Below are 25,094 nucleotides of genomic sequence, written 5' to 3'. Positions count from 1 at the left end.
CGGATGCACTACCTGTTCGTCCTGCTCGCCCTCGGGGCGCTGCTCATCGTGCATGAGCTGGGGCACCTGGTGGCCGCGCGCCTGCTGGGCGTGCGGGTGCCGCGCTTCACCGTGGGCTTCGGGCCGCCGCTCCTGTCGTTCCGGCTGGGCGGCACGCAGTTCGTGCTGGGCGCGATTCCGCTGGGTGCGTCCGCGAACCTGCAGGGCATGAACCCGCACCGCTCCGCGGAAGAGGACACGACGGGGTTCGGCACGCTGGGGCCGCTCAAGCGGATGGCCATCATCCTGGCCGGGCCGGTGGCGAACTACGCGGTGGCGCTGGGCCTGCTGTTCGCCCTGTATTCGTCGGGCACGCACGTGGTGGTGCCGCTGACGGTGGGCACGGTGCTGCCCGGTTCGGAGGCGGCGCGCGCGCAGTTGCTGCCGGGGGACCGGCTGATGCGCGTGGACGGCAAGCCGCTGGAGAACTGGTCGGGCTTCGTCACGCGGGTGGCGGACGGCGTGGGTCGCGAGCTGGACCTGGCGGTGGAGCGCCACGGTGAGCCGCGCACGGTGAAGGTGCGGCCCCGGGCGGATGAGCGGGGAACGGGGCGCATCGGCGTGAGCCAGCAGTACGTGTTCCGCACGCACGCGCCCGGCGAGGCCTTCAGGCAGGCCCTCGTCCACACGGGGCGCGTGGCTTCCGAGGCGCTGTCCACGCTGGTCACGCTGGTGCGGGGACCGGGCGTCACGGGCCGGGGCGGGCCGGGCGCGCTGATGCGCCAGGAGTCCTCCGACGTCGCGTCGTCCACCGCGTCCGGGCTGGATGCCCTGGTGCGCGCGATGGTGGCGGCGTCGGTGGCGCTGGCGCTGCTGACGATGGTGCCGGTGCCGGGGCTGGATGGAGGCCGGGTGCTGCTGCTCGCCGTCGAAGCGGTGAGTGGCCGGCGCATTCCGCCGCGCGTGGAGACGGTGGCGCAGACGGCCGGGTTCCTCTTCCTGTCGATTGGCATCGTGGCCACCGCGGGCGCGGAGATCCGTCGCGCGTTGCCTTCGTCCGCGCCCGTGGCTCCGCATGCCACGATGGGCGGCGCGGCGACCGCGCATGCCGTGCCCCCACCGGCTTCAGCGGGAGGCACGACACCGACGGTGGACGGAGGCACGACAGGGATTGCAGCAGCGGCCCCTTCCACGGTGCAGAAGGCCGCGACGCCGCCTGCCACGGCCGGAGCTGCGGCCGCCACTCCCGCCCCGCGGGCGGTGACTGCCTCGACCGCCACGGTCGGGGCTGCGGCCTCCACGGTGGCCCCGACCGCCATGGTCGGTTCAGCGGCCTCCACGCCCACCCCGCAGGCGGTGACGCCCGCTTCTCCTTCCGCTGGCAAGCCCGCGCCCATGGTCCCCGCTACGCCCACGACCGCCACCTCCGGGCTGGCGCAGGACGCTGGCTCCCCCTCCCCAGCGCAGGAGCCGAAGCGCGTCGTCACCCCGACGCCTCCCTGAGGCCCTGGACCAAGCCGCCTGCCTGCTCCTCCGCCCTGCATCCGGCGCACAGAGCCCCTGAGGGAATGGCCGTTCCTTCATGCCTGCCGGCCTCCGCGTCGATTGCAGAGGCCCGTGCTCACCCCTTAGAAGCCGGGGCGCTCTTTTCTCCCGCTCCGCGCATTCCAAGAGGCTCGCATGCCCCTGCCCTTGCCCCTGTCCCCCACTCCTTCCGAAGACCGCCACTTCGCGGGGGGCGGCGAAATGGGGGCGTTGGTGCGCTCGCTGGACTGGTCCCAAACGCCGCTCGGTCCGTCGCGCGACTGGCCCATCAGCCTGAAGACGATGGTGGGCGTGGTGCTCAACAACCGGTTCCCCATGCTCATGTGGTGGGGCCCGGAGATGATCCAGATCTACAACGACGCCTACCGGCCGGTGCTCGGCCACAAGCACCCGGGCTCCCTCGGTGCTCCCGGCGGCGAGGTGTGGAAGGAGATCTGGGACGTCGTCGGCCCCATGGCCCGGGGCGTGCTCGAAGGCGCGTCCGCCACCTGGAACGAGAACCTTCCCCTGTTCATCAACAGCCGCGGGTTCATGGAGGAGACGTTCCACACGTTCTCGTACAGCCCCATCCCCGATGAAGAGGGGGGCGTGGGCGGCGTGCTCAACACCGTGCGCGAAACGACCGAGGAGGTGCAGCACGACCGGCAGTTGCGGATGCTCCGGGACCTGGCCGCCCGGACCGCCGACGCCAAGTCCTCCGAGCAGGCCTGCCGCATCGCGATGGACGTGCTCGCGGGCAATGACCGGGACCTGCCCTTCACCCTGCTCTACCTGGTGGACGGTGACGGCTTCACCGTCCGCCGCGTGGGCAGCAGCCTGCTGGCGGAACCCACGCTGGCCACGGTCACGCTCCGGCAATCGCTGACCCACGAGGACGACACCGACTGGCCCTTCGCCCAGGCCGCCCGCACCAACGAAGCGGTCGTCGTGGAGGACCTGCCACGGCGCATGGGGCAGCTGCCCGGAGGTCGCTGGAACAGTCCTCCTCCCAGGGCGGTGGTGCGGGCCCTGGCGCGGCCGGGCCAGACGCGGCCCTACGGCTTCCTCGTCGGTGGGGTGAGCCCCCGGCGCCTGCTCGACGCGCGCTACCACACGTTCTTCCAGCTCACCGCCGAACAGGTCGCCTCCACGCTCGCCAACGCGCGCGCCTACGAGGAGGAGCGCCAGCGCGCGGAGTCGCTCGCCGCGCTCGACCGAGCGAAGACGGCCTTCTTCAGCAACATCAGCCACGAGCTGCGCACGCCGCTCACGCTCCTGCTGGGCCCCACCGAGGACGCGCTCGCCACCCCCGAGCGCGCGCTCCAGGGCGACTCGCTGGACACGGTGCACCGCAACGCCGTGCGCCTGCGCAAGCTGGTCAACATGCTGCTGGACTTCGCGCGCATCGAAGCCGGCCGCGTGCAGGCCGCGTATGAGCCCACCGACCTTTCGACCCTGACCGCGGGACTCGCCAGCGCCTTCCGCTCCGCCGTCGAGCGCGCGGGGCTGGTGCTCGACGTCGATTGTCCTCCCCTGCCGGAGCCGGCCTGGGTGGACCACGAGATGTGGGAGAAGATCGTCCTCAACCTGCTGTCCAATGCGCTGAAGTTCACCTTCACGGGCAGCATCCGCGTGGCGCAGGGCTGGCACGACGGGCACGCCGAGCTGCGCGTCACCGACACCGGCACCGGCATCCCCGAGCACGAGCTGCCCCGCGTCTTCGAGCGCTTCCACCGCATCCAGAACGCCCGCGCGCGCTCCCACGAGGGCTCCGGCATCGGGCTGGCGCTGGTGCATGAGCTGGTGCGCCTGCACGGGGGCACCCTCTCCGTGCAGAGCGAGGTGGACCGGGGCACGACGTTCACCGTGCGCATCCCCGCGGGCTTCACCCACCTGCCGAAGGAGCAGGTGATGTCCGCCCGGCACCGCCGCGCCCCGCTGGCCGGCGCGGATCCCTACGTGCGCGACGCCCTGGGATGGATGCCCGGAAGTCCCCCCGCGCTCGCGGAGGATGGCGCGCCCGCGACGCGCGTCGACACCTCCGCGCTGGGGCCGGTGGAGCGCTCCCGCATCCTGCTCGCGGACGACAACGCCGACATGCGCGACTACGTGGGCCGGCTGCTCGGCGCCACCTGGACGGTGGAGGCGGTGGCGGATGGCGAGGACGCGCTCCAGGCCGCGCGCGCCCGTCCCCCGGACCTCATCCTCACCGACGTGATGATGCCGCGCTTGGACGGCTTCGGCCTCATCCAGGCCCTGCGCGCCGACGAGCGCACCCGGCACGTGCCCATCATCCTGCTGTCCGCGCGCGCGGGCGAGGAGGCGCAGGAAGAGGGCCTGCGCGCGGGCGCGGACGACTACCTGGTGAAGCCGTTCTCCACCCGGGAGCTGCTCGCGCGCGTCACCGCCCAGCTCACGCGTTCGCGCCTGCGCGCGCTGGAGGCCGCGCACGGTGAGCGGCTGGCGCGCATCTTCCAGCACGCCCCCGTGGGCATCGCCATCCTGCGTGGACCGACGCACATCTACGAGTTCGCCAACCAGAACTATCTGCGACTCATCGCCCACCGCGACGTGATGGGCAAGGGCATCCGCGAGGCCCTGCCGGACCTGGCCCACCAGGGCATCTACGAGCTGCTGGACGGCGTCTATTCAACGGGCGAACCCTTCATCGGCCGCTCCGTGCGCATCGTCTTCAACCACGCCCCGGATCAGGCCCAGGAGATCTTCTTCGACTTCGTCTACCAGCCGATGACGGACGCCCAGGGGCAGGTGGAGGCCATCATCGTCGTGGTCTTCGACGTGACGGAGCTGGCCACCGCGCGGCGCGAGGCGGAGTCCGCCAACCGCGCCAAGGACGAGTTCCTGGCGATGTTCGGCCATGAGCTGCGAAACCCCCTGGCCCCCATCCTCACCGCGCTCCAGCTCATGCGCCTGAGGGGCGACACCGTCGCGGAGCGCGAGCGCACGCTCATCGAGCGGCAGGTGACGCACCTGGTGCGGATGGTGGACGACCTGCTGGATGTCAGCCGCGTCACCCGGGGCAAGGTCACCCTCAAGCGCGAGCGCACCACGCTCACCGACGTGGTGGCCAAGGCGATTGAACAGACGAGCCCCCTCATCGAGCAGCGCCAGCACACGCTGGAGGTGGACCTGCCGGAGCACGGCACGGCCCTGGACGGAGACTCCACGCGGCTGGCGCAGGTGTTCGCCAACCTGCTCACCAACGCCGCGAAGTACACCGAACCGGGCGGCTTCATCGCGGTGACGGGCTCGCGCGAGGGCAAGGAGCTGGTCATCAGCGTGCGCGACACCGGCGTGGGCATCGCACCGGAGATGATGCCGCGCGTGTTCGACCTCTTCGTGCAGGAGCACCAGGCCTTGGATCGCTCCCAGGGCGGGCTCGGACTGGGGCTCGCCATCGCGAAGAGCCTCGTGTCTCTGCACGAAGGCACCATCAGCGCCCACAGCGCGGGCCGGGGACGCGGCAGCACCTTCACCGTGCGCCTGCCCGCGCTGGAGGCGGAGGTGCCCGCCGCCCTGCCCGTGCCGCAGCCCGGCGCCCTGGTGCCCACGGAGCCCACCTCCGTGAACGCGCGCGTGCTCATCGTGGACGACAACAAGGACGCGGCGGACGTGCTCTCCGAATCCCTGGCGTTCCTCGGCTGCGACACGCGCGTGGCCTACGACGGCCCCAGTGGCCTGGAGGCGGCGAAGGGCTTCCTTCCGGAGATCGCCCTGCTGGACATCGGCCTGCCGGTGATGGACGGCTACGAGCTGGCGAGGCTCTTGCGGCAGCAGGAGGAGCCCCGCGCGATGAAGCTGGTGGCGGTGACGGGCTATGGCCAGGAGTCGGACCGCCAGCGCTCCAAGGCCGCCGGCTTCGACGCGCACCTGGTGAAGCCGCTGCACTTCGAGACGCTGGAGACGCTGCTCAAGGCCCTGACGGAGACCTGAGCCGGGGCCGTCCTCCTGGCGGGCGACCGGGCTCGGTGGCGTCCGCCAGGGGACGCCCCCAGCAGGAAGCCGGGCCCGAAGGGAGCGAAGGCCTTATGCTCCGACCCGACATGGCCACCGTTCCCGCGCCCTCCGCCAACGTGGCGGACGGCGGACTCTTCTGCGAGCTGTATTGGGGCACCTCCCTGGCGGAGGCCTGGAGCTATGGCCCCGAGCTGCGCCAGGTCCACGCCGCGCCCGACGAGACGGCCCCCCTGCCCCTCTACGGCTTCACCCTGCCCGAAGAGCCCTTCCTCCTCGCCGAGCGCACCGCGAAGGGCTGGCGCATCCACGTGCCGCCGTCGGCCCGCGTGGAGAAGAGCCTCAAGGGCGACGCCTTCCACGACGTGGCCCCCGAGGAGCTCACGGGCGCGCCCGGCCGCGTGTCGCTGGAGCTGCGCGAGGGCATGACGCTGCGGCTCGTGGAGGGAGAGCTGCGGCTGCTCGTGCAGCCCTCGGTGGTGAAGGAGCGCGCGGACCGCTTCCGCGTGCGCGACGTGGCGTGGATCATCATCGCGGCCCTCCTCTTCCTGAGCGTGCCCGTCGCCTTCCTCGCCATGGGGCCGGATCCGCAGCGCATCGCCGCGAGCAACGCGCGCGCGCTCCAGTCCGCCCACGACAAGGAGGAGGCGCGGCGCAAGGCGCTCGGGTTGGATCAACCGATGAAGCCCCTGTCCGCCGAGGAGAAGGCCTCGCGCCAGCAGGACGGCGGCGCGCGCATCACCGTCCCCGCGAGCCTGGGCGTGCGGTAGGGCTGTTCGTGGGACGACTCCGGGGCCGCGTCAGGGCCCCAGGCCGACCCACACTTCGCCGTCCTCGAAGAACTCCTTCTTCCAGATGGGCACGTCCTGCTTGAGCCGCTCGATGGCGTGCTCGCAGCCCCGGAAGGCTTCCTTGCGGTGCGCGGATGCCGCGGCGATGACGACGGCCAGCTCGCCCGGCACCAGCGTGCCCACGCGGTGCATGATGGCCAGCCGCGTGCCCGGCCACTGGTGAGCGACCTCCTGGCCAATCTCCGCGAGCTTCGCCTCCGCCATGGGCGCGTAGGCTTCGTACTCCAGCCGCAGCACGCGCCGGCCCTTCGTCTGGTTGCGCACCGCCCCGGAGAACGTCACCAGCCCGCCGCAGGACTCACCCGCCACCGCGTCCACGACCTCCGACAGGACGAGCGGCCGGTCCACCACGGAGAAGAGGCCCGGCGAGCCTCCAGCCACGGGCGGAATCAACGCCAGCTCCGCGTCCGGGGGCACGGGAGCGTCCGCGCCCACGAACTGCTGCTGCACCGCCACGCGCAGGTGCGGCAGCAGCGGCGTCAGCGCCGGGTGCCGCGCGGCCAGCAGCGCCAGCACGTCCGACACGCGCGCGCCGTCGGGCACGTCCAGGGACTCCCGCGATACGCCCGCGCGCTCGCGGGCCGCGGCGAAGTACAGCACCGTGACGGACATGGCCTGAAGGCCCTCCTCAAGCTCCCCGGCAGGGAGCCATGCGTTCCAACGCGAAGGCAGGGGCGCTCGCCAGTGCCTTCGCTCCACCCGGACGAAACCCGCGCGCTAGCGCTCGCGCAACACGACGCGGCCCCGGAGCCGGCCTCCACCCTCGGCGGGGGCGAAGTCGAGGAACCCGTACTCCAGCGGGGTGAGCCGCTCCAGCAGCGCGCCGACGAACACCTGGCTCGCGAGCAACTGCCCCTGCCCCACGCCCGGCACCGAGCGCGTGCCCGCGAGGTCCGCGCGCAACCGGCCCAGGTCCACCATCAGCGACAGGTGGCCAGGACCGAACGCGTCCGCGCCGAAGCGCGTGCGCAGCGTGGCGCCCACGTCCCCCGTCTCGCGGCCGGAGAGCACCTCGCCCGCCTCCAGCGTCGCGCGCTCGGGGCTGAGCGTGAGTGACACCGGCTGCTCCTGGAGCCGCGTGCGGAAGCGCGTGGTGTTCCCCTGCGTGTCCTTCTGGAAGACGAGCTTGTTGTCCTGGAGCTGCTTCTGCACGAGTTGGAGCACCGGCGGCAGCGACGTGAGCCCCGCCTCCATCACCACCGTCCCCTTGGGGGCCGGGCGCTGGTCGCGGATGAAGCTCTGGAAGAAGGCCGCCGCGTCGAAGTAGACGAGCATCGCCACGTCCCCGCGCAGCGACTTCAGGAGCGCCTCCGCGTCCAGTTCCTGCGTGCGCCAGCGCTCCAGTGTCCGCTGCCGCCGGGGAGAACCGGGCGAGCCGAACACCAGCCGCGCCAGCTCCTCCGGAGGCACCGACAGCTGCGCCGCCGCCACCGGCCCCGCGGCCGCGCGCCCGAGCAGCGCCGACGCCGGGCCCGGCGTCGCGCCCAACAGGGGCCGGGACGACGACAAGAACCCATCCAGCTCCACCTGATCCGCCTGCACCGCCAGCGCGCCAAAGAAGCCGCGCACCGGCATGTCCTCCTTCTCCGCCTCCGGCACCGGCGGCGCCGAGAAGAGGAACACGCTGCCGTCGCGCACCTTGCCGCGCAGTTCGCCCAGGAGCGCGTTCTCCGACACGCCCGGCCCCGACAGCGCCTGCACGCGGCGGCGCACGACGTTCACGTCCGGCGAATCCTCCACCACGGCGAGCGCCTTCACCGTCTCCCCGGGCTCGGGCGCGTCCGGGGAGTCCGGCACCGCCAGGTACACGTAGCCCCGGTCCGCGAACAGCAGCATGGAGCGCCCGCCGTCCACTGGATCCACGCGCGCGCTGCCGTCCTCCTGGGGCAGCACCCGGTGGCCCGCGCTGCGCAGTTCGCGCGACACCGCCTCCAACGCCGCGCGCATGTCCGTCACGCCCAGCAGCGCCACCACGCCGTCGAAGCCCGGCAGCAGGAAGAAGCCGAAGCCCTCCTCGGGATCCACCTCCGTGGGGCCGCCCGAAAGGCTGCGCAGCAAGAGCGGCACCAGCGGCGCATCCTCCAGCGAGCTGCGCGCGTTGCGGGAGCCGACGAGCCGCTCGTAGAAGTCCACCAGCCCCTCCACGTTGCCGCGGAGGCGGGGCACCCAGAGCACCGTCTGCGCATCCTCGGGCACCGCGCGCAGCACCGGGCGCGGCACCACGGTGAGCACGACACGGGCCAATTCCTTCTCCCCGTCCAGCGCGCGCACCGTGTAGCGGCCCGCCGCGTCCCACGCGTGGCGCACGCCTGGCGCCGTCTGGGGCGGCGTTCCGTCCCCGAAGTCCCAGGTGACGGAGGGCGCCTTCGCGTTCGGCGAACCGAAGGACTCCGGCACGCCCGCCTCCAGCGTCCGCTCCGGGCCCAGGTCGGGCCTCACACTCCGGCAGCCGGGGGCCACGAGCCCCACGGCGACCATCAGGAGGAACAGCGGGAAGTTCGGGAGCGCGCGGGGACGGGACGCCATGGGCGTTCCGTTAGTAATCCAACGCCAGACCAAACATCCAGCGCCGGCTGCCCAGGTTCAGGCCGCCACCGCCAAAGTTGTTCACTTCCGCGTAGGTGTACTCGGCGAAGAGGTACGAGTGGTTCACGCCCAGGTCGGAGTCGAAGTCGCGCGCGAAGCGCGGCTCCAGCACGTCCAGGAGGAACGACACGCCCAGGGTCCCCGCGTAGCCCCACTTGCCGCCCTTGGCCGTGACACCGTCCACCACCTCGGTGGAGCTGCCCTTGGTCATCCACCACGGCGAATAGACGAGCCCCAGCTTGCCGTAGGGCACCAGCGGCACGCCCCATTTGAAGGCGGCGTAGTCGAACTTGTAGAAGGCGTTGAGCTGCAGGGGCAGCACCTTGAGGGCCGCCTTGTCCGCCGCCGCACCGCCACCATCCGCGAGCACCGCGTTGGCGTACTTCTCCCCGTAGCCCGCCGACAGGCCCAGGCCCGCCGTACCGATGCCCTGGTAGAAGAAGCGCTGCAGTTCCAGTTCGACGAGCAGCAGCGACGCATCCCCGAAGGTGTCCTTGTAGGGCGTGCCCTGGAGGTCCTTCTCGGAGTCGATGCGCGGCTTGTAGCCGCCACCCCGGAAGATGATCGCGCCGGTGCGCGGAGAGCGCGTGGGGATCGTCACCTCCTGCGCCACCGCCGGAACCGCCAAGAGAAGCGCCGCGACTCCCAGGCCCACTGCCGTGCTGCTCATGACACCTTCCTCCGAGACGAAAGCCAGAGGCCCAGCGCGGCCAGCACCGCACCGCCCGCGAGACCTCCGCCAGTGGACGAACAACCGCCCTCCTCCTGGCCGTTGGCGTTCTTGTACGCGTCGAACAACCCATTGCTCTTCACGGGCGTGCCTTCCAGCGCGGCGGACGGTTCGCTCACGTTGCCCGCCTCGTCCTGGACCTTGGCCCGGACCCGGTACGTCACCCCGTTGATCAGCCCGTCCGCCACCACGTTCCCCTCGCTGGAGGCCTTGCGGAAGCTGAGCGTGGGCCCTTCCGTCACCTCGCCCGTGCCCGCGTCATCCGTGCCGGCCGTCGTCAGCGCGTTGAGTTCCACGATGACGAGGGAGTCGGCCTCCGCGTTGTCCACCTGGACCGACAGCGCCGAGTCCCGGGCGATGATGTCGCCAATCGAGGGCGCCGAGGGCGGTTCGGGGTCGTAGTTCACCTGAAAAGGGGGGGTCCCGACGCTGGAGTACGTCGACGAGCAGGTCAGGTTGATGGAGTCCGAGATGGTCGGCGTGGAGGCGCACAGCTTGAAGGTGACCTCCGTCGTTTGCGAGTCACACGTCGTCGGCGTCGCCAGCTTGGCGAGCACGCTGGCCACGGTGAAGGTCAGGACGCCCGTCGTCGTGGTGTTGCCCGTGACGGCATCCAGTTGGAGGTCCGTCGCCGCGGGCTGCGACCCACAGGTCCCCGTGGTGACATAGAAGTAGAGGTTTCCTCCGTTGCAGAGGTTCCCTGTCCGGCTCCAGTTGAAGCGCAGCGTCGAGCCGCAGTCACCCCGGGCCGAGACCACTATGTTGTTGGGCGCGGTGGCCGTCGTGGTGAACGTCACCGCCGTTCCCGTCTGGGCCACGGCCGGGAGGGCGAAGAACAGGAAGGCGACAACAAGAGGGAGGCGCATGGATGGGGCGGAAGCTAGCAAGCGCGGGGCCACCGACAACACCCTTCCGGATGGCCCATTCAGCGGCAAAAGCCCCCGGTTCGCGCGCCAAACAGACACGCGGTCCCCAGGGGCCGTGCCAAATTGTCAGGAGGGGCGTTCGGTGAGCTTGAGGCCGGCTTCCACCAACTGGGCGGCGGCCCGGCCGGCGTTGTCCACCGAGGCGAAGAGGGTCACCCACTCCGGGGCCTGGGGAAAGGCGCGCACCCGTCCCACATGGATGGCGGGGTCGGCCATCACCAGCATGGGCATGGGGTAGATGCGCTCGCCCGGGGCATCCAGCACCTTGAGAGACGGGGATGTCTTCAGCGCGGCGCGCACCTGCTCCACCGGGCCGGGCTTCTTGAGCTGCACGTTCACGGAGAGCCCGTGGCCGTGGAAGGTGGGCACCTGCACGGCGGTGCCGGCCAGGACGGGCACCTCGCCGAGGGCGGCGAACAGGCGCGCGGCCTCCAGCGTCCAGCCGCCCTCCTCCTCTGTCCAGGGGGAGTTCACCATGAAGCCGCCCACCTGGGGCACCAGGTTGAAGCCCACCCGGTGGGGGAACGCCTGGGGCTCCGGCTCCCGGCCGGACAGCAGGTCCGCGGTCTGCTTCTCCAGTTCGGAGATGCCGCGCACGCCCGCGCTGGAGGCGCCCATCAGCGCCGTCACCTGCGCGCGCACCACGCCAAACGCCCGGCGAAGGGGCTCCACCAGGTGCACGGTGGCGCTGGTGATGATGCCCGGCAGGCACACCACCCGGCCCTTGAAGGTGAAGCCCGGCCCCAGCGCCTCGGTGTTGAAGCCCGGGAGCACCAGGGGCACGTTGCCGTCGCTCCGGAAGGCGTTGCTCGCGTCCACGACCCAGGCGCCAGCGGCTTGCGCTGCCGGGGCGAGCGTGCGGGAGGCCTCCGCCGGCGTGGCGAGCAGCACCAGGTGGATGCCCTTGAAGGCATCCGGCGTGGCCAGCTCCACCTCCAGCGTGTCCTCGCCGTACTCCACCTCCAGGCCCTTGGAGCGCTCCGAGCCGAAGGCCCGCACCTGCTCCATGGGCACGTCGCGCGCGTACAGCGCGGCCAGCACCTCGCGGCCCACCACGCCCGTGGCACCCACCACCGCGATTTGAAGGTTCTCTTTCATGAGGGCTCCTTTACGCCACCGCCCCCAGGGGCGCGAGCACGACGCGCGGGGCCCTCCTGAAAAGCGGTCAGTCTTCCTTGAACCGCGACGTGGGCGCGGGGCCCGGCAGCGGCGGGAACTTGGGGTTGCGCTCCGGCTCCGACGCCCGGACGTAGTGCGGCTCCATCGCGAACAGGGCCTGCATCGAATACGCGTCCGGCAGCCGCGCCAGCCGCCCCACCTCCACCGCGGACGGGAAGGCAGGCCCGGACAAGAGCCGGTGGGGTGACACTCCGTGCTTCTCCAGGGCCTGCCGGTAGTCCGTCAGCGCCGGCCCCAGCGCCACCGCGGCGGGTTCGGCGGCCATGCGTTGGGCCACCTCCTCCGGCGACATCGCGGTCTCCGGCTCCAGTGCCTCCACGGTATGGCCCGTGCGGCGGTAGGCCCCCAGGTAGAGGTCGTCCCGGCGCGCGACGGCGAGGCAGTAGAGCGGCACACCCTCCGGCCCCTCCAGCGCCACCGCCGCCAGCGACGACGCGCCGGCCACCTTGAGGCCCGTCGCGTACGCGAGCGACTTCACCGTGGCGAGCCCGATTCTCAGGCCCGTGAAGGACCCCGGCCCCAGGCCCACCGCCAGTCCCTCCAGGTCCGTCAGCTTCAGGCCGTGGCGCGCAAGCAGCTCACCGACGACGCCGGGCAGCGCCTCGCTCTGCTTCTCCGGAGGAAGCACCACCACGTGCTCCACCGTGCGCACGTCGTTCCCCTGGCGTTCCACCAGGGCAAGCGACAGCGTCAGCGTGGAGGTGTCCAGCGCGAGCAACACGGGCAACGTCCCTTCCTTCGGCGCTCAGGCCGGAATGGCCCACAGGTCCAGCGGCACTTCTGACACGCGGACGCCACACCGGTACAGCCGCACGCGCGCCAGACCCTTGTCCAGCATGTCCAACGACTTCGCGGCGGCCTTCGACAGGTCGATGATGCGACCGTCCACGAAGGGGCCGCGGTCGTTGACGCGCACCTCCACCTGGCGGCCGTTCTCCATGTTCATTACCTTCACGCAGGAGCCGAAGCGCGCCGTGCGGTGCGCCGCGGTCATCGCGTTCTGGTTGAACTTCTCCCCGCTGGCGGTGGGCCGGCCGTGGAGGCCGGGGCCGTAGAAGGAAGCGAGGCCTTCACCCAGGTACGTGCCCGGCATCTTCTCCCGGCGGGTCACCTTCGGGTCGTCCTTGCCTGAGCCCGAATCCGTCTCCGGGGGCTGGGGCTTCGTCGCGCGTGTCGCGCAGCCAGCGAACAGTCCCATGCCCATCAGCAGGAGCGCGGTGCGTCCTCGCATCATCACCTCTTGGTTAGCGGGTCACATCGTTGGTCACTGCCAGGAGCATCAGCAAGACGAGCAGCGCCAGACCCACCATGTTCGCCACCTCGCGCACGCGCACGGGGATGGGGCGGCGGCGGATGCCCTCCCAGATGGCGGACAGGAGCGCGAAGCCATCCAGGACCGGGATGGGCAACAGGTTCATCACGCCCAGGTTGATGGAGATGACGGCCATCAGGTTGAGGTAGCTGTCCATGCCCTGCTCGGCGCTCTTCGCGGCGAGCTGGTACATCATGATGGGACCGCCAATCGTGCTGGGGGACACCTTGCCCACCACCAGCCCGCCCAGCACCTGCACCATCTGCCCGATGATCTTCGGGACGATGAGCGCGGCCTCCTTGAAGGCGGCGACCGGACCCAGGTCGATGGTCACCTTCTCCACCGGCGGCAGGTCCGCGCTGCTGTAGTTCCACGGGCGCACGCCGAACACCAGCGGCGCGCTCGTCTGCCCGTAGTCGTCACGTGTCTTGAGCGGCGCCTGCGCCAGCTTCTCCGTGCGCTCGCCCTGTTCACCGCGCCACGTGAGCGTGAAGGGCTGCGCCTGCAGGCCGTTGAGCACCGTCGCCAGCTTGTTGAAGGACTTCAGCGGCGTGCCGTTGATGGCCACGATGCGGTCACCCGGCTGGATGCCCGCGCCTTCCGCCACGCTGCCCGACGCCACCGTCGCGACGTAGAGGTCCACGGCTTCGGCGCCCAGCGCCGCGGGGCCTTCACCGGGCTGGCGCGGCAGGGACACCTGCGTCACCTCCGGCACCCGGCCGGAGACGGCGCCCACCGCGACGGGCGCGAGCCGCGCGACGCTCAACGAAAGCGGCGTGCCCTCGGGCACCTTGGCGACCTCGCGGTAGAGGGCCGCTTCGTCCTGCACGTGCACGCCGTTGACGGAGAGCACCCGGTCGAAGCTCTTGAGGCCCGCCTTCGCCGCGGCCGAGTCCGCGAGCACGCCCACCACCGGCGGCTGCGGATAGGGGCTCACGCCAATCATCCCGCGCTCGACGGTGTCCACCGGGGACACCTCCGAGCTGCGCTCCGGCGTCACCTGCACCACGCGCTCCTGGCCATCGCGCTCCAGGGTGATGGGCACGGGGCGCTCGAACTTGCCGACGAACGCGTCACGCATGTCGTCGAAGGTGCGGACGGCTTCGCCCTCCACCTTGAGGATGCGGTCTCCGGGGCGGATGCCCGCGGCGGCGGCGGCCATGTCCGGAGACACCATGCCCACGCGGGTGGACAGCGTCTCCTGGGGGCCCAGGAAGACGAAAAAGTAGACGAAGACGGGGAACACCAGGCTGAAGGCCGGCCCCGCGAACACGATGAGGGCGCGCTTCCAGGGGGGCGCCGCCAGGAAGCCCCGGGAGGCCTCCTCCGGCGACAGCTCCTCATGGGGCAAGTCGCCCGCCATCTTCACGAAGCCGCCCAGGGGCAGCAGGGCCACCTGGTACTCCGTCTCACCCTTGGTGAAGCCGATGAGCTTGGGCCCGAACCCGATGGAGAACTTGAGGACCTTCACCCCGCAGGCCTTGGCCACGAGGAAGTGGCCAAGCTCGTGCACCGTCACGAGCACGCCCAGGAGAAGAATGAAGAACCCGAGGTTCTGGAGCATGGGCCCAACAGTAATCGCGCCCCCCGACCTGGACAACGCGCAACGACGGGCGCGTGGCAGACGGGCAGGCGCGAAAACGGGCACTTACGGCAACAGGTGCCTCACGAACTGCACATAGACGAACACCAGCGGCGCGTTGAACACGAGCGCGTCGATGCGATCCAACACACCGCCGTGTCCGGGAATGAGCTTTCCGGAGTCCTTCACGCCGTACGCGCGCTTGAGCATGGACTCGCACAGGTCGCCCACGGGGCCCAGGAGTCCACCAAAGAAGCCCAGCAGCACACAGTCCCACACGGTGAACACAGGGAAGAAGAAGCCCCGTGCGACGAACATGCCCAGCACCGAGCCGACCATGCCGCCGAAGAAGCCCTCCCACGTCTTGTTCGGGCTGACCGCGGGGTAGAGCTTGTGCTTCCCGAGGAAGCGACCCGCGAAGTACGCCAGCGTGTCGTTGGCCCACGTGATGGTGAGCGCGCAGATGACCCACGCGAGGCCGTGTTCGGGGAGCAGCCGCAGCGCGGACAGCGCGGTGAGGCCGATGGCGCCGTAGAGGAAGCCCGTCACGAGGTGCGCGGCGCGGGTGGGAGCCTCCGCGAGCGCGCCCCGGAACAGGTTGTAGATCCACGCGAAGAAGAAGAAGACGGACGTGACCCAGAAGGCCGTCTCGCCCGTGCGGGCGGCGTCCTTCAGGGGGAGCAGCGGCATGAGGAAGGCGGCGGCCATGCCCACCCAGGCGGCGGCGCCCAGTCGCTTCTGGGTGATGAGGTAGTACTCACCCGTGCACACGGCCGCGGCGGCGCCGAGCAGCACCGCGCTGTACCACCCGCCCAGGAACAGCAGGAGGAGCACCAGCGGAAGGAGGGTGATGCCCGTGAGGATCCGGATGAGGAGGTTCTTGTTCTTCTCGTTCACGCCTTGGCCCGCTGGGGTGTTTCGTCCCGGTTCAACTGGGCGGACGTCAGCCCGAAGCGCCGCTCACGGCCCTGGTACTGCGACAGGCAGCGCAGGAACTCTTCGGTGCGGAAGTCAGGCCAGAGGGCGTCGGTGAAGCACAGCTCGGCGTACGCCACTTGCCAGAGCAGGAAGTTGGAGATGCGCTGTTCGCCGCTGGTGCGCACCACGAGATCCACGGGAGGCAGCCCGGAGGTCCACAGCCGCGACTCCAGGTCGTCCGCTCCCAGGTGCGCGGGGTCCAGCTCGCCGCGGGCCACGGACTCGGCCAGGGAGCGCGCGGCGCGCAGCAGCTCCTCGCGGCCGCCGTAGGAGAGCGCCAGGGTGAGGACCATGCCGGTGTTGTGGGCGGAGTCGGCCATCAGCCGCTCCAGCGGTTCCTTCACGTAGCGGGGCAGCTTCTCCACCTCGCCAATGGCGTTGAGGCGGATGCCGTTGTCGAGGATCTCCGCGCGCTCGGATTCCAGGTACTCGCGCAGCAGCTCCATCAGCCCGGCGACCTCTTCAGCGGGGCGGGCCCAGTTCTGGGAGGAGAAGGCGTAGAGGGTGAGGGCCTGCACGCCTATGCGGCGGGCGGCGCGCGTGACTTCGCGCACACTCACACTGCCCTCGCGGTGGCCTTCCAGGCGCGGCTGGCCCCGAAGCTCCGCCCAGCGCCCGTTGCCGTCCATGATGATGCCCACATGGCGCGGGAGAGGCCGGGCCTTGACCTGGACCTCGAGAGGGGTGGGCAACACGGTGGGGCGATCCATGAAGCCGCGCACCCTAGCGGCGGCTAGCCGTCGCGTCCACGGGCGCGTGGCCGGCCGGTCCCCCACCCCTGTTGGCCGGTCGCCTGCCGGGGTTGAACGGTTCATGACGGGACACGCGGGCCGATTAGAGTGGTCTTCCATGAAAACTCCTCATGTCCGGCCCCCATTCCGGCTGCTCGGCGGCCTGTTGGGTCTGTGCCTGTTCGGAGCGGGTCCGGCCTTCGGGCAGGCGGGCGGTGCTTCGGCTTCCGGGGGGCAGGTGGCGCCTCGGGATTACTTCACGGCGGCCATGGCGGAGACGGCTCGGCTCCATGACGACCTGGAGTACGAGCAGGCGCTGGCGGCGGTGACCCGGGCGAAGCGGCTGGCCCGGTCCGAGTCGGAGCGGGCGTCGGCGGCCATCTATGAGGGCGTCGTGTTGGCGGACATGGGCCAGCGTGATGTGGCGATGGCTGCGTTCCGGGCGGGACTGCTGTTGATGCCGGAGGCGAAACTTCCGGTGAGGGTGTCTCCCAAGGTGGAGGGGGACTTCGAGTCGGTGCGCAAGGAGGTCTTGCGTGACCGACCGGTGGTGGCGGCGGCGCCGGTGCCGCCTCCTGGGGTCATTGAGGTTCCGCCCCGTCCGGCGGATGCGCCGGTGCAGCCGACGGTCGAAGCTCCTCCGACGTTGCCTTCGTGGCCTGTGGCCTCCGCACCCGTGGCTTCGCCCGGCGTGGACCTGAAGGTGGATGCGAAGCGGACCTCCGTGCGGAAGGTGCCGACCCTGTCGTGGGCGCTGCTGGGGACGGGAGTGGCGGCGGGAGGCGTGGGGACCTACTTCGGGCTTCAGTCGCGCGGCAACGTGAGTTCCGCGCGGGAGGCGGAGCTGTCCACGTCCGTGGAGGGGCGCCTGGACGATGCTCGCGGGCAGGCGGTGGTGGCGAACGTCCTCTTCGGGACGGCGTTCGCGGCGGCGGCGGGCGCGGTCACGGCGTACTTCCTGAGCGAGCCCATGACTTCGGCGGGCACGCCGTGAGGGCCTGGGTCGCGGTGGCCTTCGGTCTCTGGTTCGGGGTGGGCTGCACGGTGCCGAGCGCGGAGCAGGTGGCGGTGGAGCGGCTGTGCGCGGGGCGGGGAGCGCAGGCTTTGGATGGCGTGCTGCGCGCGGATCCGAAGGCGTGCGACCGGGGGATGGAGCTCACGGTCCAGTCCACGGGCTTCAAGCCCGGCTGCGTCCGCGTGACCGTGGGAACGCCCGACGGATCCCGAAGCGCTTCCACCCTCGTGAGTGGCAGGCCCTCCACGGTGGCGGGAAACACCCTCCGCGTCGGTGTGCAGTTGTCCGAGGCATGGAAGGGCAACCTGCGACTCGGAGCGGAAGCCTTCGAGCAGACCTGCGACGCGGTCGCGGTGACGAAGCAGTCGCTCGATGCCGCACCTGCGGCGAAGGGACGCGTGAGCCAGGTTCGACTGGAGCTGGCGGCGACCGATGCGGACGACGACGGCTATGTCGCCACGAGCAGCGGCGGCACCGACTGCAACGATGCGAACGCCGCCATCCATCCAGGTGCCACGGAACGCTGCGACGGCGTGGATGACAACTGCGTCAACGGCGAGGAGGACGCCTTGGATGATCGGACCTGGTACATCGATCAGGATGGGGACGGATATGGCGGTTCCGCCCTCAAAACCTGTACACGACCGACCGGAACCCTCAGTGAAGGGGGCGATTGCAACGACGCGAATGCATCCATCCATCCAGGCCGGAGCGAGTTTCGCTGTGATGGCCAGGACGACAACTGCGACGGCACGGCGGACGAAGGCTTGCCCATCCTGACGTGGTACCGGGACGCGGATGGGGACGAATATGGCGACGTGACGCAGGCCGTCTCGGGTTGCGCGCCGCCGTCCGGCCATGTGGCGAAACCCACTGACTGCAATGATGCCGATGCAACCATCCACCCCGGGGTCGCGGAGTTGCTGGACCTCAAGGACAACAACTGCAACGGCGCCATCAACGAGCGGCTCTACCCAGGCCCGCGCATGTTCTCAGCATTGGAGACCAATTTCGCCATCACCGCCGCCGGGACGCTTTGGGGGTGGGGCATCAACCGAAGCCATCAGCTTGGCGATGAATCCGACCACTCATATCCCAAGTATATCTTCGCATCAGAGGTCGAAGACGTCACGACACTGGCCGTCGGCGAGACCCACATCCTGGCTTTGCGGCAGGACGGAAAGGTCACCTCCTGGGGATCGGACGGCCACGGGGAACTCGGGCATGGCTTCCAGGGGGGAGAATCCCCGCCAGCACAAATACCGGGACTTGAAGATGTGACAGCCCTTGCCGCCGGGATGTTTCACTCGGTGGCACTCAAGCGCGATGGTACCGTATGGGGCTGGGGGGATAACACCGAGGGCCAACTGGGTGATGGAACAACCTACGAGCGCCGCCTGGCGCCAGTCCAAGCCCGAGGCATGACAGGTGTCATCGCCATCGCAGCGAAGAGCTTCCATACAATCGCATTGAGAGCGGATGGCACCGTCTGGCTTTTCAGTGACGAGGGGGCCGGTGGCATCCCAGCCGTGATACCAGGCCTGACGGGAGTCGTGGCTATCGAATCAGCATACAGTCGCAAGGTGGCATTGAAAGCGGACGGAAGCGTCTGGCAATGGGACGGCTTCGCCGGTCCGGTTCCAACGCAGGTGCCAAACCTGTCGGCTGTCACGGCCATTGCCGCCGGTGGAGCCCATGTGCTCGCATTGAAGCAGGACGGCACCGTCTGGGCATGGGGGCGCAACGGCAGTGGCCAGCTCGGAGACGGGACGACCCAGGAACGAGAGGTCCCGGTGCAAGTCACAGGTCTCTCGGACGTCGCCACCCTGGCTGCGGGCAATGACCATTCGCTCGCAGTGAAGAAAGACGGAAGCGTCTGGAGTTGGGGGTTCAATGCCCACGGACTGATCGACGATTCGGGCATGGACATCTACGTACCGAAGCGGATCGCGGGTTCGGGGGATTGGAACTGACGACCTCTTGAACCCACCCGTCACTCCGCCAGCAGGTTGAGCTTGAAGACGTTGTCCTGTCCGGCCTTCACCTCGAAGGTCCGCGTCACGTCCTTCTTCAAGTCACCGTTCACGAGCCGGATCTGGTGCGACCCCACCGTGGTCTCCACGGCGCCGAACGGGGTCTGCCCCAGGCTCTTCCCATCCAGGAACACCGTGGCGTACGGACGGATCCGGAACTCCACCCGTCCCCTGGCCACCGGGGGCTTCCCCCCCAGGGAGCGAGGCTTCGTCTGCGTCCGGGGACTGCCTGCATCCAGCGCCATGGGCGCCAGCCCCGCGTCCGCGACGACATCCATCAAACCCGCGTCTATCGCAGGAGCGCCTGCGTCCTCGACAGCCGCGAACCTCGTGACCGCGACTGGAGCAGGAGGCTCGCTCGGCGTCGGGTCCTTCAAGGCCGCCGCGACCTTCACCTTGGGCTCCACGGGCTTCGAATCCGAACCGAGGACGACCCATCCGCCCACCGACACCAGCGCGCCCAGGGCCACGACCGAGGCCACCACCACCCCACGACGCGAAGGGGGTTTCCCCACCGGGCTCGCGGGCACCGAAACCTCGACCGGTGCGGCGACGGGCGGCACCACCACGGGTCGCGCGGACGACGCTTTTCGCGGCAGCAGATTGCCCGCGGACGGCGTCGCGGGATCGGTCGCCGCGTCGGGAGCACCTGATAGCTCCAGCGCCCGTTCCGCAGTCATCGCGGGGGCTTCCATGGGGTCCCGTCCACGAGCCTCCTCCCTCCCCGCCCCGCCCTGCCGGACAGGCATCGGCGTCGTCAACCCCTCCGCCGCCCGGGGCGCCTCCTCCGGCCGGGGCTTCGCCTTCCCCTGCTCCTCCGCGCCCAGGACCGCCGTCTCGCGCACCTTCGCGTCCACGCGCGCGGGCGTGGACATGGGCGGCGTCGAGGCGTTCTCCGTCAACTGCGCCACCAGCCGGGCGATCTGATACGCGCCCACCGGCTCGCCCAGCGACAGCACGAACCGCTCCAGGTCCGCTTGGAGCTCCCGACAGTCCGGATAGCGCTGGTCCCGGTCCTTCGCGAGCGCCCGCTCCAGGATGCGCTGCATCGCCGGGGGCAGGTCGGGCCGGCGCTCCACTGCGGGCACGAACGGCTCGAAGAGGATGGCCTGCATCATGCCCACCTCCGTCGCCGCATCGAAGGGGCGGCGGCCGGTGAGCAGTTCGTAGAGCACCATCCCCAGTGCGTACACGTCCACGCGCGCATCCATGGCCCGGGCCTGGAGCTGCTCCGGAGGCATGTACGCGACCTTGCCCTTCACCACGCCCGTCTGCGTGCGGTGACTCTGCCCCGCCACCTTCGCGATGCCGAAGTCCACCACCTTCACCGCGCCCTGCCGGGACAGCAGCACGTTCTCCGGACTGACGTCGCGGTGGATCAACCCCAGCGGCGTCCCCGTCTCCGCGTCCGTCAGCTCATGCGCGAACGCCAGCCCCTCCGCCGCGGCGGCCACCATCTTCGCGCACAGGGCCGGGGGCAACGGCGACTTCAGCTCCGTGGAGCGCTTGATGAGCCGGCGCAGCGTGGGCCCGTCGATGTACTCCATCGCCAGGAAGTAGCTGCCGTCCGCCTCGCCGAAGTCGAAGATCTGCACCACGTTCGGGTGGTCCAACTGCGCGGCCAGCTTCGCCTCGCCCAGGAACATCTCCACGAACGCTTCATCCTCCGCCAGGTGCGGCAGGATGCGCTTGAGCACCAGCGTCTTCTCGAAACCACGCGGCCCGGCGGCCTTGGCGAGGAACACCTCCGCCATGCCCCCCGAGGCGAGCTTGCGAACGAGCTGGTACTTCCCGAGTTGCATTGGCGGCGAGGTTTCCCACGGTTTTCCGGAAAAGTGAAACGGCCTTGAGGGTCGAGCGTCCGCCGGCCCGCAAGGTGTCGCTGGTGTTTGACCGTGACGTGACGTGCTCCGTAGGATCCGCGCTCCCATGCCCCCCAAGGCCATTGGTCCCTACCGCGTGTTGGAGACGCTCGGAAGTGGCGGGGCCGGGACCGTTTATCGGGCCCGGGACCGCCGCACGAACGACGAAGTCGCGCTGAAGCTCCTGTCGACCGGTCCGTCCCTGGACGACCGCGCCGCACGGAGACTCGTGCGCGAATTCGAGACCCTCGCGGACCTCGCCCACCCCAACGTCGTGAAGGTCTTCGAGGCCGGCGTCCACGAGGGCTGGCCGTACCTAGCCATGGAGCTCATCGAAGGCCTCACCCTGCGCCACTACCTGGACGTGAGCGCGGGCGAGCTGCACTCCGCCACGCCGCTCTCTCGCGCGCCGCTGTCCATCCGCCGCACCGAGGACGACGACTTCGGCAGCGTGGACGGGCCGGACGAGGAAGACGACTCGGTCGTGGACGACGACGACGGCACGTTCGGCCTGAACGCCTTCGCGGAGGAAGCCCCTAGCGAGGACCTGGCCAGCTTCCACGGCGCAGGCGCGGAGGATGACTCGGATTCGGACGACGTGCCGGTGGATCCGCGGCGCGACCTGGCGCGCAAGCCGTCCACCCCGGCGCGCGCCGCCCCGCCGCGCATGGCGGACTTGAACCGCCCGGAGCGCATGGGCCGGCTGAAGGACGCGATGCTCCAGGTGTGCGAGGCGCTGGCGTACATCCACGGCCACGGGCTGGTGCACCGCGACCTGAAGCCGTCCAACATCATGGTGGACGACGACCGGCAGGTGCGGCTGATGGACTTCGGCCTCGCGAAGTTCCTGGCCGACGACGCGGGGATCACCGCGGACGGCAAGCTCGTGGGCACCTACCGGTACATGGCGCCGGAGCAGATTCTCGGGGAGCCGCTGGATGGGCGCTCGGACCTGTACAGCCTGGGCGTCATCCTGTACGAGCTGATCAGCGGGCGTCCGCCGTTCGACGCGAAAACGCCGCACGAGCTGTGGCGTCAGGTGCTGGAGACGGAGGCACCGCCGCTGCTCGCGCTCAACCTGCATGGCGACCCGCAGCTCGCGCGCGTCGCCCATCGCCTCATCCGCAAGGAACCGGACGACCGGTTCCAGACGGCCGAGGAAGTCTACGAGGCCCTCTCCGAGTGAGCACCGCGACGACGCACACCCTCACCGTGGACGCCGCCAAGGCGGGCCAGCGCGTGGACCTGTTCGTGGGAGAGGCCCTGGGCCTGTCCCGCGCGCGCATGAAGCGCCTCTTCGACGAGGGCCAGGTGCGCGTCAACGGCCGCCCCGCGAAGAAGGGCCTGATGGTCGCCGCCGGCCAGCAGATCTCCGTGACGGTGGAAGAAACCACACGCGAGGCCGTGCCCGACGCGGACTTCCCGCTGGTCATCCTGCACGAGGACGCCTCCCTGCTCTTCGTGGACAAGCCCGCCGGCCGGGCCTCGCACCCGCTGCAACCGGGCGAGACGGGCACCGTGGCCAACGCGCTGGTCTCCCGCTACCCCGAGTGCGCGCAGGCGTCCCTGGACCCGCGCGAGGGCGGCCTGTGCCACCGCCTGGACGTGGAGACCTCCGGCGTGGTGGCCGCGGCCCGCACGCGCGAAGCCTGGACCGCCGTGCGCGAGTCCTTCAGCCAGCGCGCCGTGGACAAGCGCTACATCGCGCTGGTGACGGGGCCCCTGGCCGACGAGGGCGAGGTGGAGGTCCCCCTGCGCCACCACCCGCGCCATCCGGACCGCGTGGAGCCCGCGCCCCATGGTGCCGAGGATGCCCGCGAGGCGCTGTCCCACTTCCGGGTGCTCGGCCGCTCAGGGGACTACAGCCTGGTGGAGGTGAAGATCCTCACCGGCGTGCTGCATCAGGTGCGCGCGCACCTGGCCGGCATCGGCGCGCCGCTCGTGGGGGATGCGCTCTACGGGGGCCGCGAGGCGCCGGAGCTGGGCCGCTTCTTCCTGCACGCCCGCTCGCTCACCGTGCCCCACCCCGTCACGAAGGAGCCCGTGCGTGTGGAGAGCCCCCTGCCCCAGGACCTGGTGGCGGAGCTGGGGCGGCATGGCCTGACGCTTCCCGCGCCCGAGGTTGGAGCCGGGGCCGGGGCTATTCCCCCATCACCTTGAGGATGACGCGCTTTCGCCGCTGGCCGTCGAACTCGGCGTAGAACACCTGCTGCCAGGGGCCCAGGTCCAGCTTGCCGGCGGTGACGGGAATCAGCACCTGATGGTGGACGAGCATGGACTTCAGATGCGCGTCCCCGTTGTCCTCGCCGGTGCGGTGGTGGCGGTAGTCGGGGCCGGAGGGCGCCAGGTGCTGGAGCCAGTCCCAGATGTCCTCGTGGAGGCCGGGTTCGTCGTCGTTGACGAAGACGCCCGCGGTGATGTGCATGGCGGACACCAGCACCATGCCCTCCTGGATGCCGCTCTTCTTCACCAGCGCCGCCACGGTGTCGGTGAGGCGCACCAGCTCGCGCCGGGACTTCGTCTCGAACCAGAGGTATTCGGTGAGGGTCTTCATGGGCCGCACTGTCAGAGGGGGCCACTAGAGTGACTCACGCCATGCGAGCCATCCTCCACGTGGACATGGACGCCTTCTATGCGTCCGTCGAGCAGCGCGACAACCCGTCCCTGAGGGGCAAGCCCGTCATCGTTGGCGGGCATGCACAGCGGGGGGTGGTGGTCGCCGCCTCCTATGAGGTGCGGCCCTTCGGGGTGAAGAGCGCGATGCCCATGGCGCGCGCGGTGAAGCAGGCCCCGCACGCGGTGGTGGTGAAGCCCCGCTTCTCCGCCTACGCGGAGGCCAGCGAGCAGGTGTTCGCCATCTTCGAGCGCTACACGCCGCTCATCGAGCCCCTGTCCCTGGACGAGGCGTTCCTGGACGTGACGGCGTCCGTGGGGCTGTTCGGCGCGGCGGCGGACATCGCGAAGCGGATCCGCAAGGAGATCGCCCACGAGCTGAACCTGCCGGCGTCGGCGGGCATCGCCACGGCGAAGTTCGTGGCGAAGATTGCCTCCGACCTGGCCAAGCCCAACGGCCAGCGCGAGGTGCGCCCCGAGGAGACGGTGGCCTTCCTCGCGGGGCTGCCGGTGTCGCGGCTGTGGGGCGTGGGGCCCAAGACGGAAGAGGCGATGAAGCGCGCGGGGCTGTCCACCATCGGGGACGTCGCGGCGCGGGAGATGGGGTGGCTGGAGGAGCGCTTCGGCTCCAGCGGCAGGCACCTGTGGGAGCTGTCGCACGGCATCGACGCGCGGGACGTGGTGCCGGACCGCGCGGCAAAGAGCGTGGGCGCGGAGGACACGTTCGAGGAGGACCTGACGGGCCTGGAGACGCTGAAGCCGCACGTGCACGCGCAGGCGCTGCGGGTGGCGCGGCGGCTGCGGCGGGCAGCGCTGAAGGGCCGCGTGGTGCAGCTCAAGTTGAAGTTCGCGGACTTCACGCTCATCACCCGGCGCACCACGCTGCGCGAGGCGACGGACGACGGGCAGGTGCTCTACCGCGCGGCGCTGGAGTTGCTGGAGCGCGCGCACGAGGGCAAGGCGATGCGGCTCACAGGCGTCAGCGTGCAGTTGGACGAGGACGAGGCGCAGCTCGGGTTGTTTCCGGCAGCGGCGCCGAAGACTTCGAAGCTGAATGAAGCGATGGACCGCATCGCCGCGCGCTTCGGGAGCAAGGCCATCACCATGGCGGACATCGCGGGCGCGGAGGCACCGGACGATGACGACCACCGCTCCGAACGGCCGGTGGAGAAGCCCAAGCGGTAGGGCGCGAACCATCAGCGCCCTGCTCACCGCTCC

Annotated in this window: 20 protein-coding genes; 8 read left to right on the top strand and 12 right to left on the bottom strand. The window is 70.5% G+C overall.

Annotated elements, in window-relative coordinates:
* The first annotated feature begins 3 nt into the window (after window positions 1–3).
* The 3 genes from OV208_RS28415 (at window position 4) to OV208_RS28405 (ending at window position 6,248) form a co-directional block, all read left to right on the top strand.
* Complete coding sequence (locus OV208_RS28415; protein WP_267577049.1) at window positions 4–1,482, top strand: site-2 protease family protein; 1,479 nt, start codon at window positions 4–6, stop codon at window positions 1,480–1,482.
* A gap of 177 nt (window positions 1,483–1,659) precedes the next feature.
* Window positions 1,660–5,457 (top strand): ATP-binding protein, encoded by a 3,798-nt coding sequence (locus tag OV208_RS28410; RefSeq protein ID WP_267577048.1) that lies wholly within the window; start codon window positions 1,660–1,662, stop codon window positions 5,455–5,457.
* Window positions 5,458–5,552: 95 nt separating this feature from the next.
* Window positions 5,553–6,248 (top strand): hypothetical protein, encoded by a 696-nt coding sequence (locus OV208_RS28405; protein ID WP_267577047.1) that lies wholly within the window; start codon window positions 5,553–5,555, stop codon window positions 6,246–6,248.
* A gap of 30 nt (window positions 6,249–6,278) precedes the next feature.
* Here the strand turns inward: OV208_RS28405 and OV208_RS28400 are convergent, their stop codons facing one another.
* From OV208_RS28400 to uppS, 10 genes are all read right to left on the bottom strand, one after another.
* On the bottom strand, window positions 6,279–6,941 hold the full coding sequence (locus OV208_RS28400; RefSeq protein WP_267577046.1) for a molybdenum cofactor biosynthesis protein: 663 nt from the start codon (window positions 6,939–6,941) through the stop codon (window positions 6,279–6,281).
* A 105-nt stretch (window positions 6,942–7,046) separates the two neighbouring features.
* Window positions 7,047–8,855: a PKD domain-containing protein gene (locus OV208_RS28395; protein WP_267577045.1), complete on the bottom strand. Its 1,809-nt coding sequence runs from the start codon at window positions 8,853–8,855 to the stop codon at window positions 7,047–7,049.
* A 10-nt stretch (window positions 8,856–8,865) separates the two neighbouring features.
* A complete protein-coding gene (locus tag OV208_RS28390) occupies window positions 8,866–9,585 on the bottom strand; it encodes an MXAN_2562 family outer membrane beta-barrel protein (protein ID WP_267577044.1) in 720 nt (239 codons plus the stop codon).
* Window positions 9,582–10,511, bottom strand: coding sequence for an MXAN_2561 family MXYO-CTERM-anchored protein (locus tag OV208_RS28385; protein ID WP_267577043.1), 930 nt, complete (start codon window positions 10,509–10,511; stop codon window positions 9,582–9,584). The genes OV208_RS28390 and OV208_RS28385 overlap by 4 nt, the downstream gene beginning before the upstream one ends.
* A 126-nt stretch (window positions 10,512–10,637) precedes the next feature.
* A complete protein-coding gene (locus tag OV208_RS28380; protein WP_267577042.1) occupies window positions 10,638–11,669 on the bottom strand; it encodes an aspartate-semialdehyde dehydrogenase in 1,032 nt (343 codons plus the stop codon).
* Window positions 11,670–11,736: 67 nt separating this feature from the next.
* Complete coding sequence (tsaB, locus tag OV208_RS28375; protein WP_267577427.1) at window positions 11,737–12,471, bottom strand: tRNA (adenosine(37)-N6)-threonylcarbamoyltransferase complex dimerization subunit type 1 TsaB; 735 nt, start codon at window positions 12,469–12,471, stop codon at window positions 11,737–11,739.
* A gap of 24 nt (window positions 12,472–12,495) precedes the next feature.
* On the bottom strand, window positions 12,496–12,981 hold the full coding sequence (locus tag OV208_RS28370) for a septal ring lytic transglycosylase RlpA family protein (protein WP_267577426.1): 486 nt from the start codon (window positions 12,979–12,981) through the stop codon (window positions 12,496–12,498).
* A gap of 13 nt (window positions 12,982–12,994) precedes the next feature.
* Entirely contained in the window at window positions 12,995–14,626 is a 1,632-nt protein-coding gene (gene rseP / locus OV208_RS28365) for an RIP metalloprotease RseP (RefSeq protein ID WP_267577041.1), read from the bottom strand.
* Between the two features lie 84 nt (window positions 14,627–14,710).
* The gene (locus OV208_RS28360; RefSeq protein WP_267577040.1) at window positions 14,711–15,541 is read right to left on the bottom strand and encodes a phosphatidate cytidylyltransferase; all 831 of its coding nucleotides are present in this window, start codon (window positions 15,539–15,541) and stop codon (window positions 14,711–14,713) included.
* Entirely contained in the window at window positions 15,538–16,332 is a 795-nt protein-coding gene (gene uppS / locus OV208_RS28355) for a polyprenyl diphosphate synthase (RefSeq protein WP_267577039.1), read from the bottom strand. Before uppS ends, OV208_RS28360 begins: the two co-directional genes overlap by 4 nt.
* A 139-nt stretch (window positions 16,333–16,471) precedes the next feature.
* Here uppS and OV208_RS28350 point away from each other — a divergent pair, with 139 nt between their 5' ends.
* Window positions 16,472–17,347 (top strand): hypothetical protein, encoded by an 876-nt coding sequence (locus OV208_RS28350; RefSeq protein ID WP_267577038.1) that lies wholly within the window; start codon window positions 16,472–16,474, stop codon window positions 17,345–17,347.
* A 14-nt stretch (window positions 17,348–17,361) separates the two neighbouring features.
* Window positions 17,362–19,341 (top strand): MopE-related protein, encoded by a 1,980-nt coding sequence (locus tag OV208_RS28345; RefSeq protein WP_267577037.1) that lies wholly within the window; start codon window positions 17,362–17,364, stop codon window positions 19,339–19,341.
* A 20-nt stretch (window positions 19,342–19,361) separates the two neighbouring features.
* Here OV208_RS28345 and OV208_RS28340 read toward each other — a convergent pair whose 3' ends face one another.
* On the bottom strand, window positions 19,362–21,203 hold the full coding sequence (locus OV208_RS28340) for a serine/threonine protein kinase (protein ID WP_267577036.1): 1,842 nt from the start codon (window positions 21,201–21,203) through the stop codon (window positions 19,362–19,364).
* Between the two features lie 127 nt (window positions 21,204–21,330).
* Between OV208_RS28340 and OV208_RS28335 the strand changes: the two genes are divergently transcribed.
* On the top strand, window positions 21,331–22,449 hold the full coding sequence (locus OV208_RS28335; protein ID WP_267577035.1) for a serine/threonine-protein kinase: 1,119 nt from the start codon (window positions 21,331–21,333) through the stop codon (window positions 22,447–22,449).
* Window positions 22,446–23,423 (top strand): RluA family pseudouridine synthase, encoded by a 978-nt coding sequence (locus OV208_RS28330; protein ID WP_267577034.1) that lies wholly within the window; start codon window positions 22,446–22,448, stop codon window positions 23,421–23,423. Before OV208_RS28335 ends, OV208_RS28330 begins: the two co-directional genes overlap by 4 nt.
* Here the strand turns inward: OV208_RS28330 and OV208_RS28325 are convergent.
* Window positions 23,404–23,817, bottom strand: a complete 414-nt coding sequence (locus OV208_RS28325; protein ID WP_267557138.1) for a secondary thiamine-phosphate synthase enzyme YjbQ — start codon at window positions 23,815–23,817, stop codon at window positions 23,404–23,406. The two genes, OV208_RS28330 and OV208_RS28325, sit on opposite strands and share 20 nt — an antisense overlap.
* Window positions 23,818–23,858: 41 nt before the next feature.
* On the opposite strand from OV208_RS28325, the gene dinB reads away from it, so the two are divergent.
* On the top strand, window positions 23,859–25,061 hold the full coding sequence (gene dinB / locus OV208_RS28320; RefSeq protein ID WP_267577033.1) for a DNA polymerase IV: 1,203 nt from the start codon (window positions 23,859–23,861) through the stop codon (window positions 25,059–25,061).
* The last annotated feature ends 33 nt before the right edge of the window (window positions 25,062–25,094 follow it).

Source organism: Corallococcus sp. bb12-1, from assembly GCF_026626765.1.
Taxonomy (GTDB): domain Bacteria; phylum Myxococcota; class Myxococcia; order Myxococcales; family Myxococcaceae; genus Corallococcus; species Corallococcus terminator.
Note: the sequence above shows the minus strand (reverse complement) of the source record. Positions and strands in the feature narration are given on the sequence as shown.

Bases quoted from the DNA above. Each gene is read 5' to 3' on its own strand.
- OV208_RS28415 (WP_267577049.1), top strand. From the start codon at position 4: ATGCACTACCTGTTCGTCCTGCTCGCCCTCGGGGCGCTGCTCATCGTG.
- OV208_RS28410 (WP_267577048.1), top strand. From the start codon at position 1,660: ATGCCCCTGCCCTTGCCCCTGTCCCCCACTCCTTCCGAAGACCGCCAC.
- OV208_RS28405 (WP_267577047.1), top strand. From the start codon at position 5,553: ATGCTCCGACCCGACATGGCCACCGTTCCCGCGCCCTCCGCCAACGTG.
- OV208_RS28400 (WP_267577046.1), bottom strand. From the start codon at position 6,941: ATGTCCGTCACGGTGCTGTACTTCGCCGCGGCCCGCGAGCGCGCGGGC.
- OV208_RS28395 (WP_267577045.1), bottom strand. From the start codon at position 8,855: ATGGCGTCCCGTCCCCGCGCGCTCCCGAACTTCCCGCTGTTCCTCCTG.
- OV208_RS28390 (WP_267577044.1), bottom strand. From the start codon at position 9,585: ATGAGCAGCACGGCAGTGGGCCTGGGAGTCGCGGCGCTTCTCTTGGCG.
- OV208_RS28385 (WP_267577043.1), bottom strand. From the start codon at position 10,511: ATGCGCCTCCCTCTTGTTGTCGCCTTCCTGTTCTTCGCCCTCCCGGCC.
- OV208_RS28380 (WP_267577042.1), bottom strand. From the start codon at position 11,669: ATGAAAGAGAACCTTCAAATCGCGGTGGTGGGTGCCACGGGCGTGGTG.
- OV208_RS28370 (WP_267577426.1), bottom strand. From the start codon at position 12,981: ATGCGAGGACGCACCGCGCTCCTGCTGATGGGCATGGGACTGTTCGCT.
- rseP (WP_267577041.1), bottom strand. From the start codon at position 14,626: ATGCTCCAGAACCTCGGGTTCTTCATTCTTCTCCTGGGCGTGCTCGTG.
- uppS (WP_267577039.1), bottom strand. From the start codon at position 16,332: ATGGATCGCCCCACCGTGTTGCCCACCCCTCTCGAGGTCCAGGTCAAG.
- OV208_RS28350 (WP_267577038.1), top strand. From the start codon at position 16,472: ATGAAAACTCCTCATGTCCGGCCCCCATTCCGGCTGCTCGGCGGCCTG.
- OV208_RS28340 (WP_267577036.1), bottom strand. From the start codon at position 21,203: ATGCAACTCGGGAAGTACCAGCTCGTTCGCAAGCTCGCCTCGGGGGGC.
- OV208_RS28335 (WP_267577035.1), top strand. From the start codon at position 21,331: ATGCCCCCCAAGGCCATTGGTCCCTACCGCGTGTTGGAGACGCTCGGA.
- OV208_RS28325 (WP_267557138.1), bottom strand. From the start codon at position 23,817: ATGAAGACCCTCACCGAATACCTCTGGTTCGAGACGAAGTCCCGGCGC.
- dinB (WP_267577033.1), top strand. From the start codon at position 23,859: ATGCGAGCCATCCTCCACGTGGACATGGACGCCTTCTATGCGTCCGTC.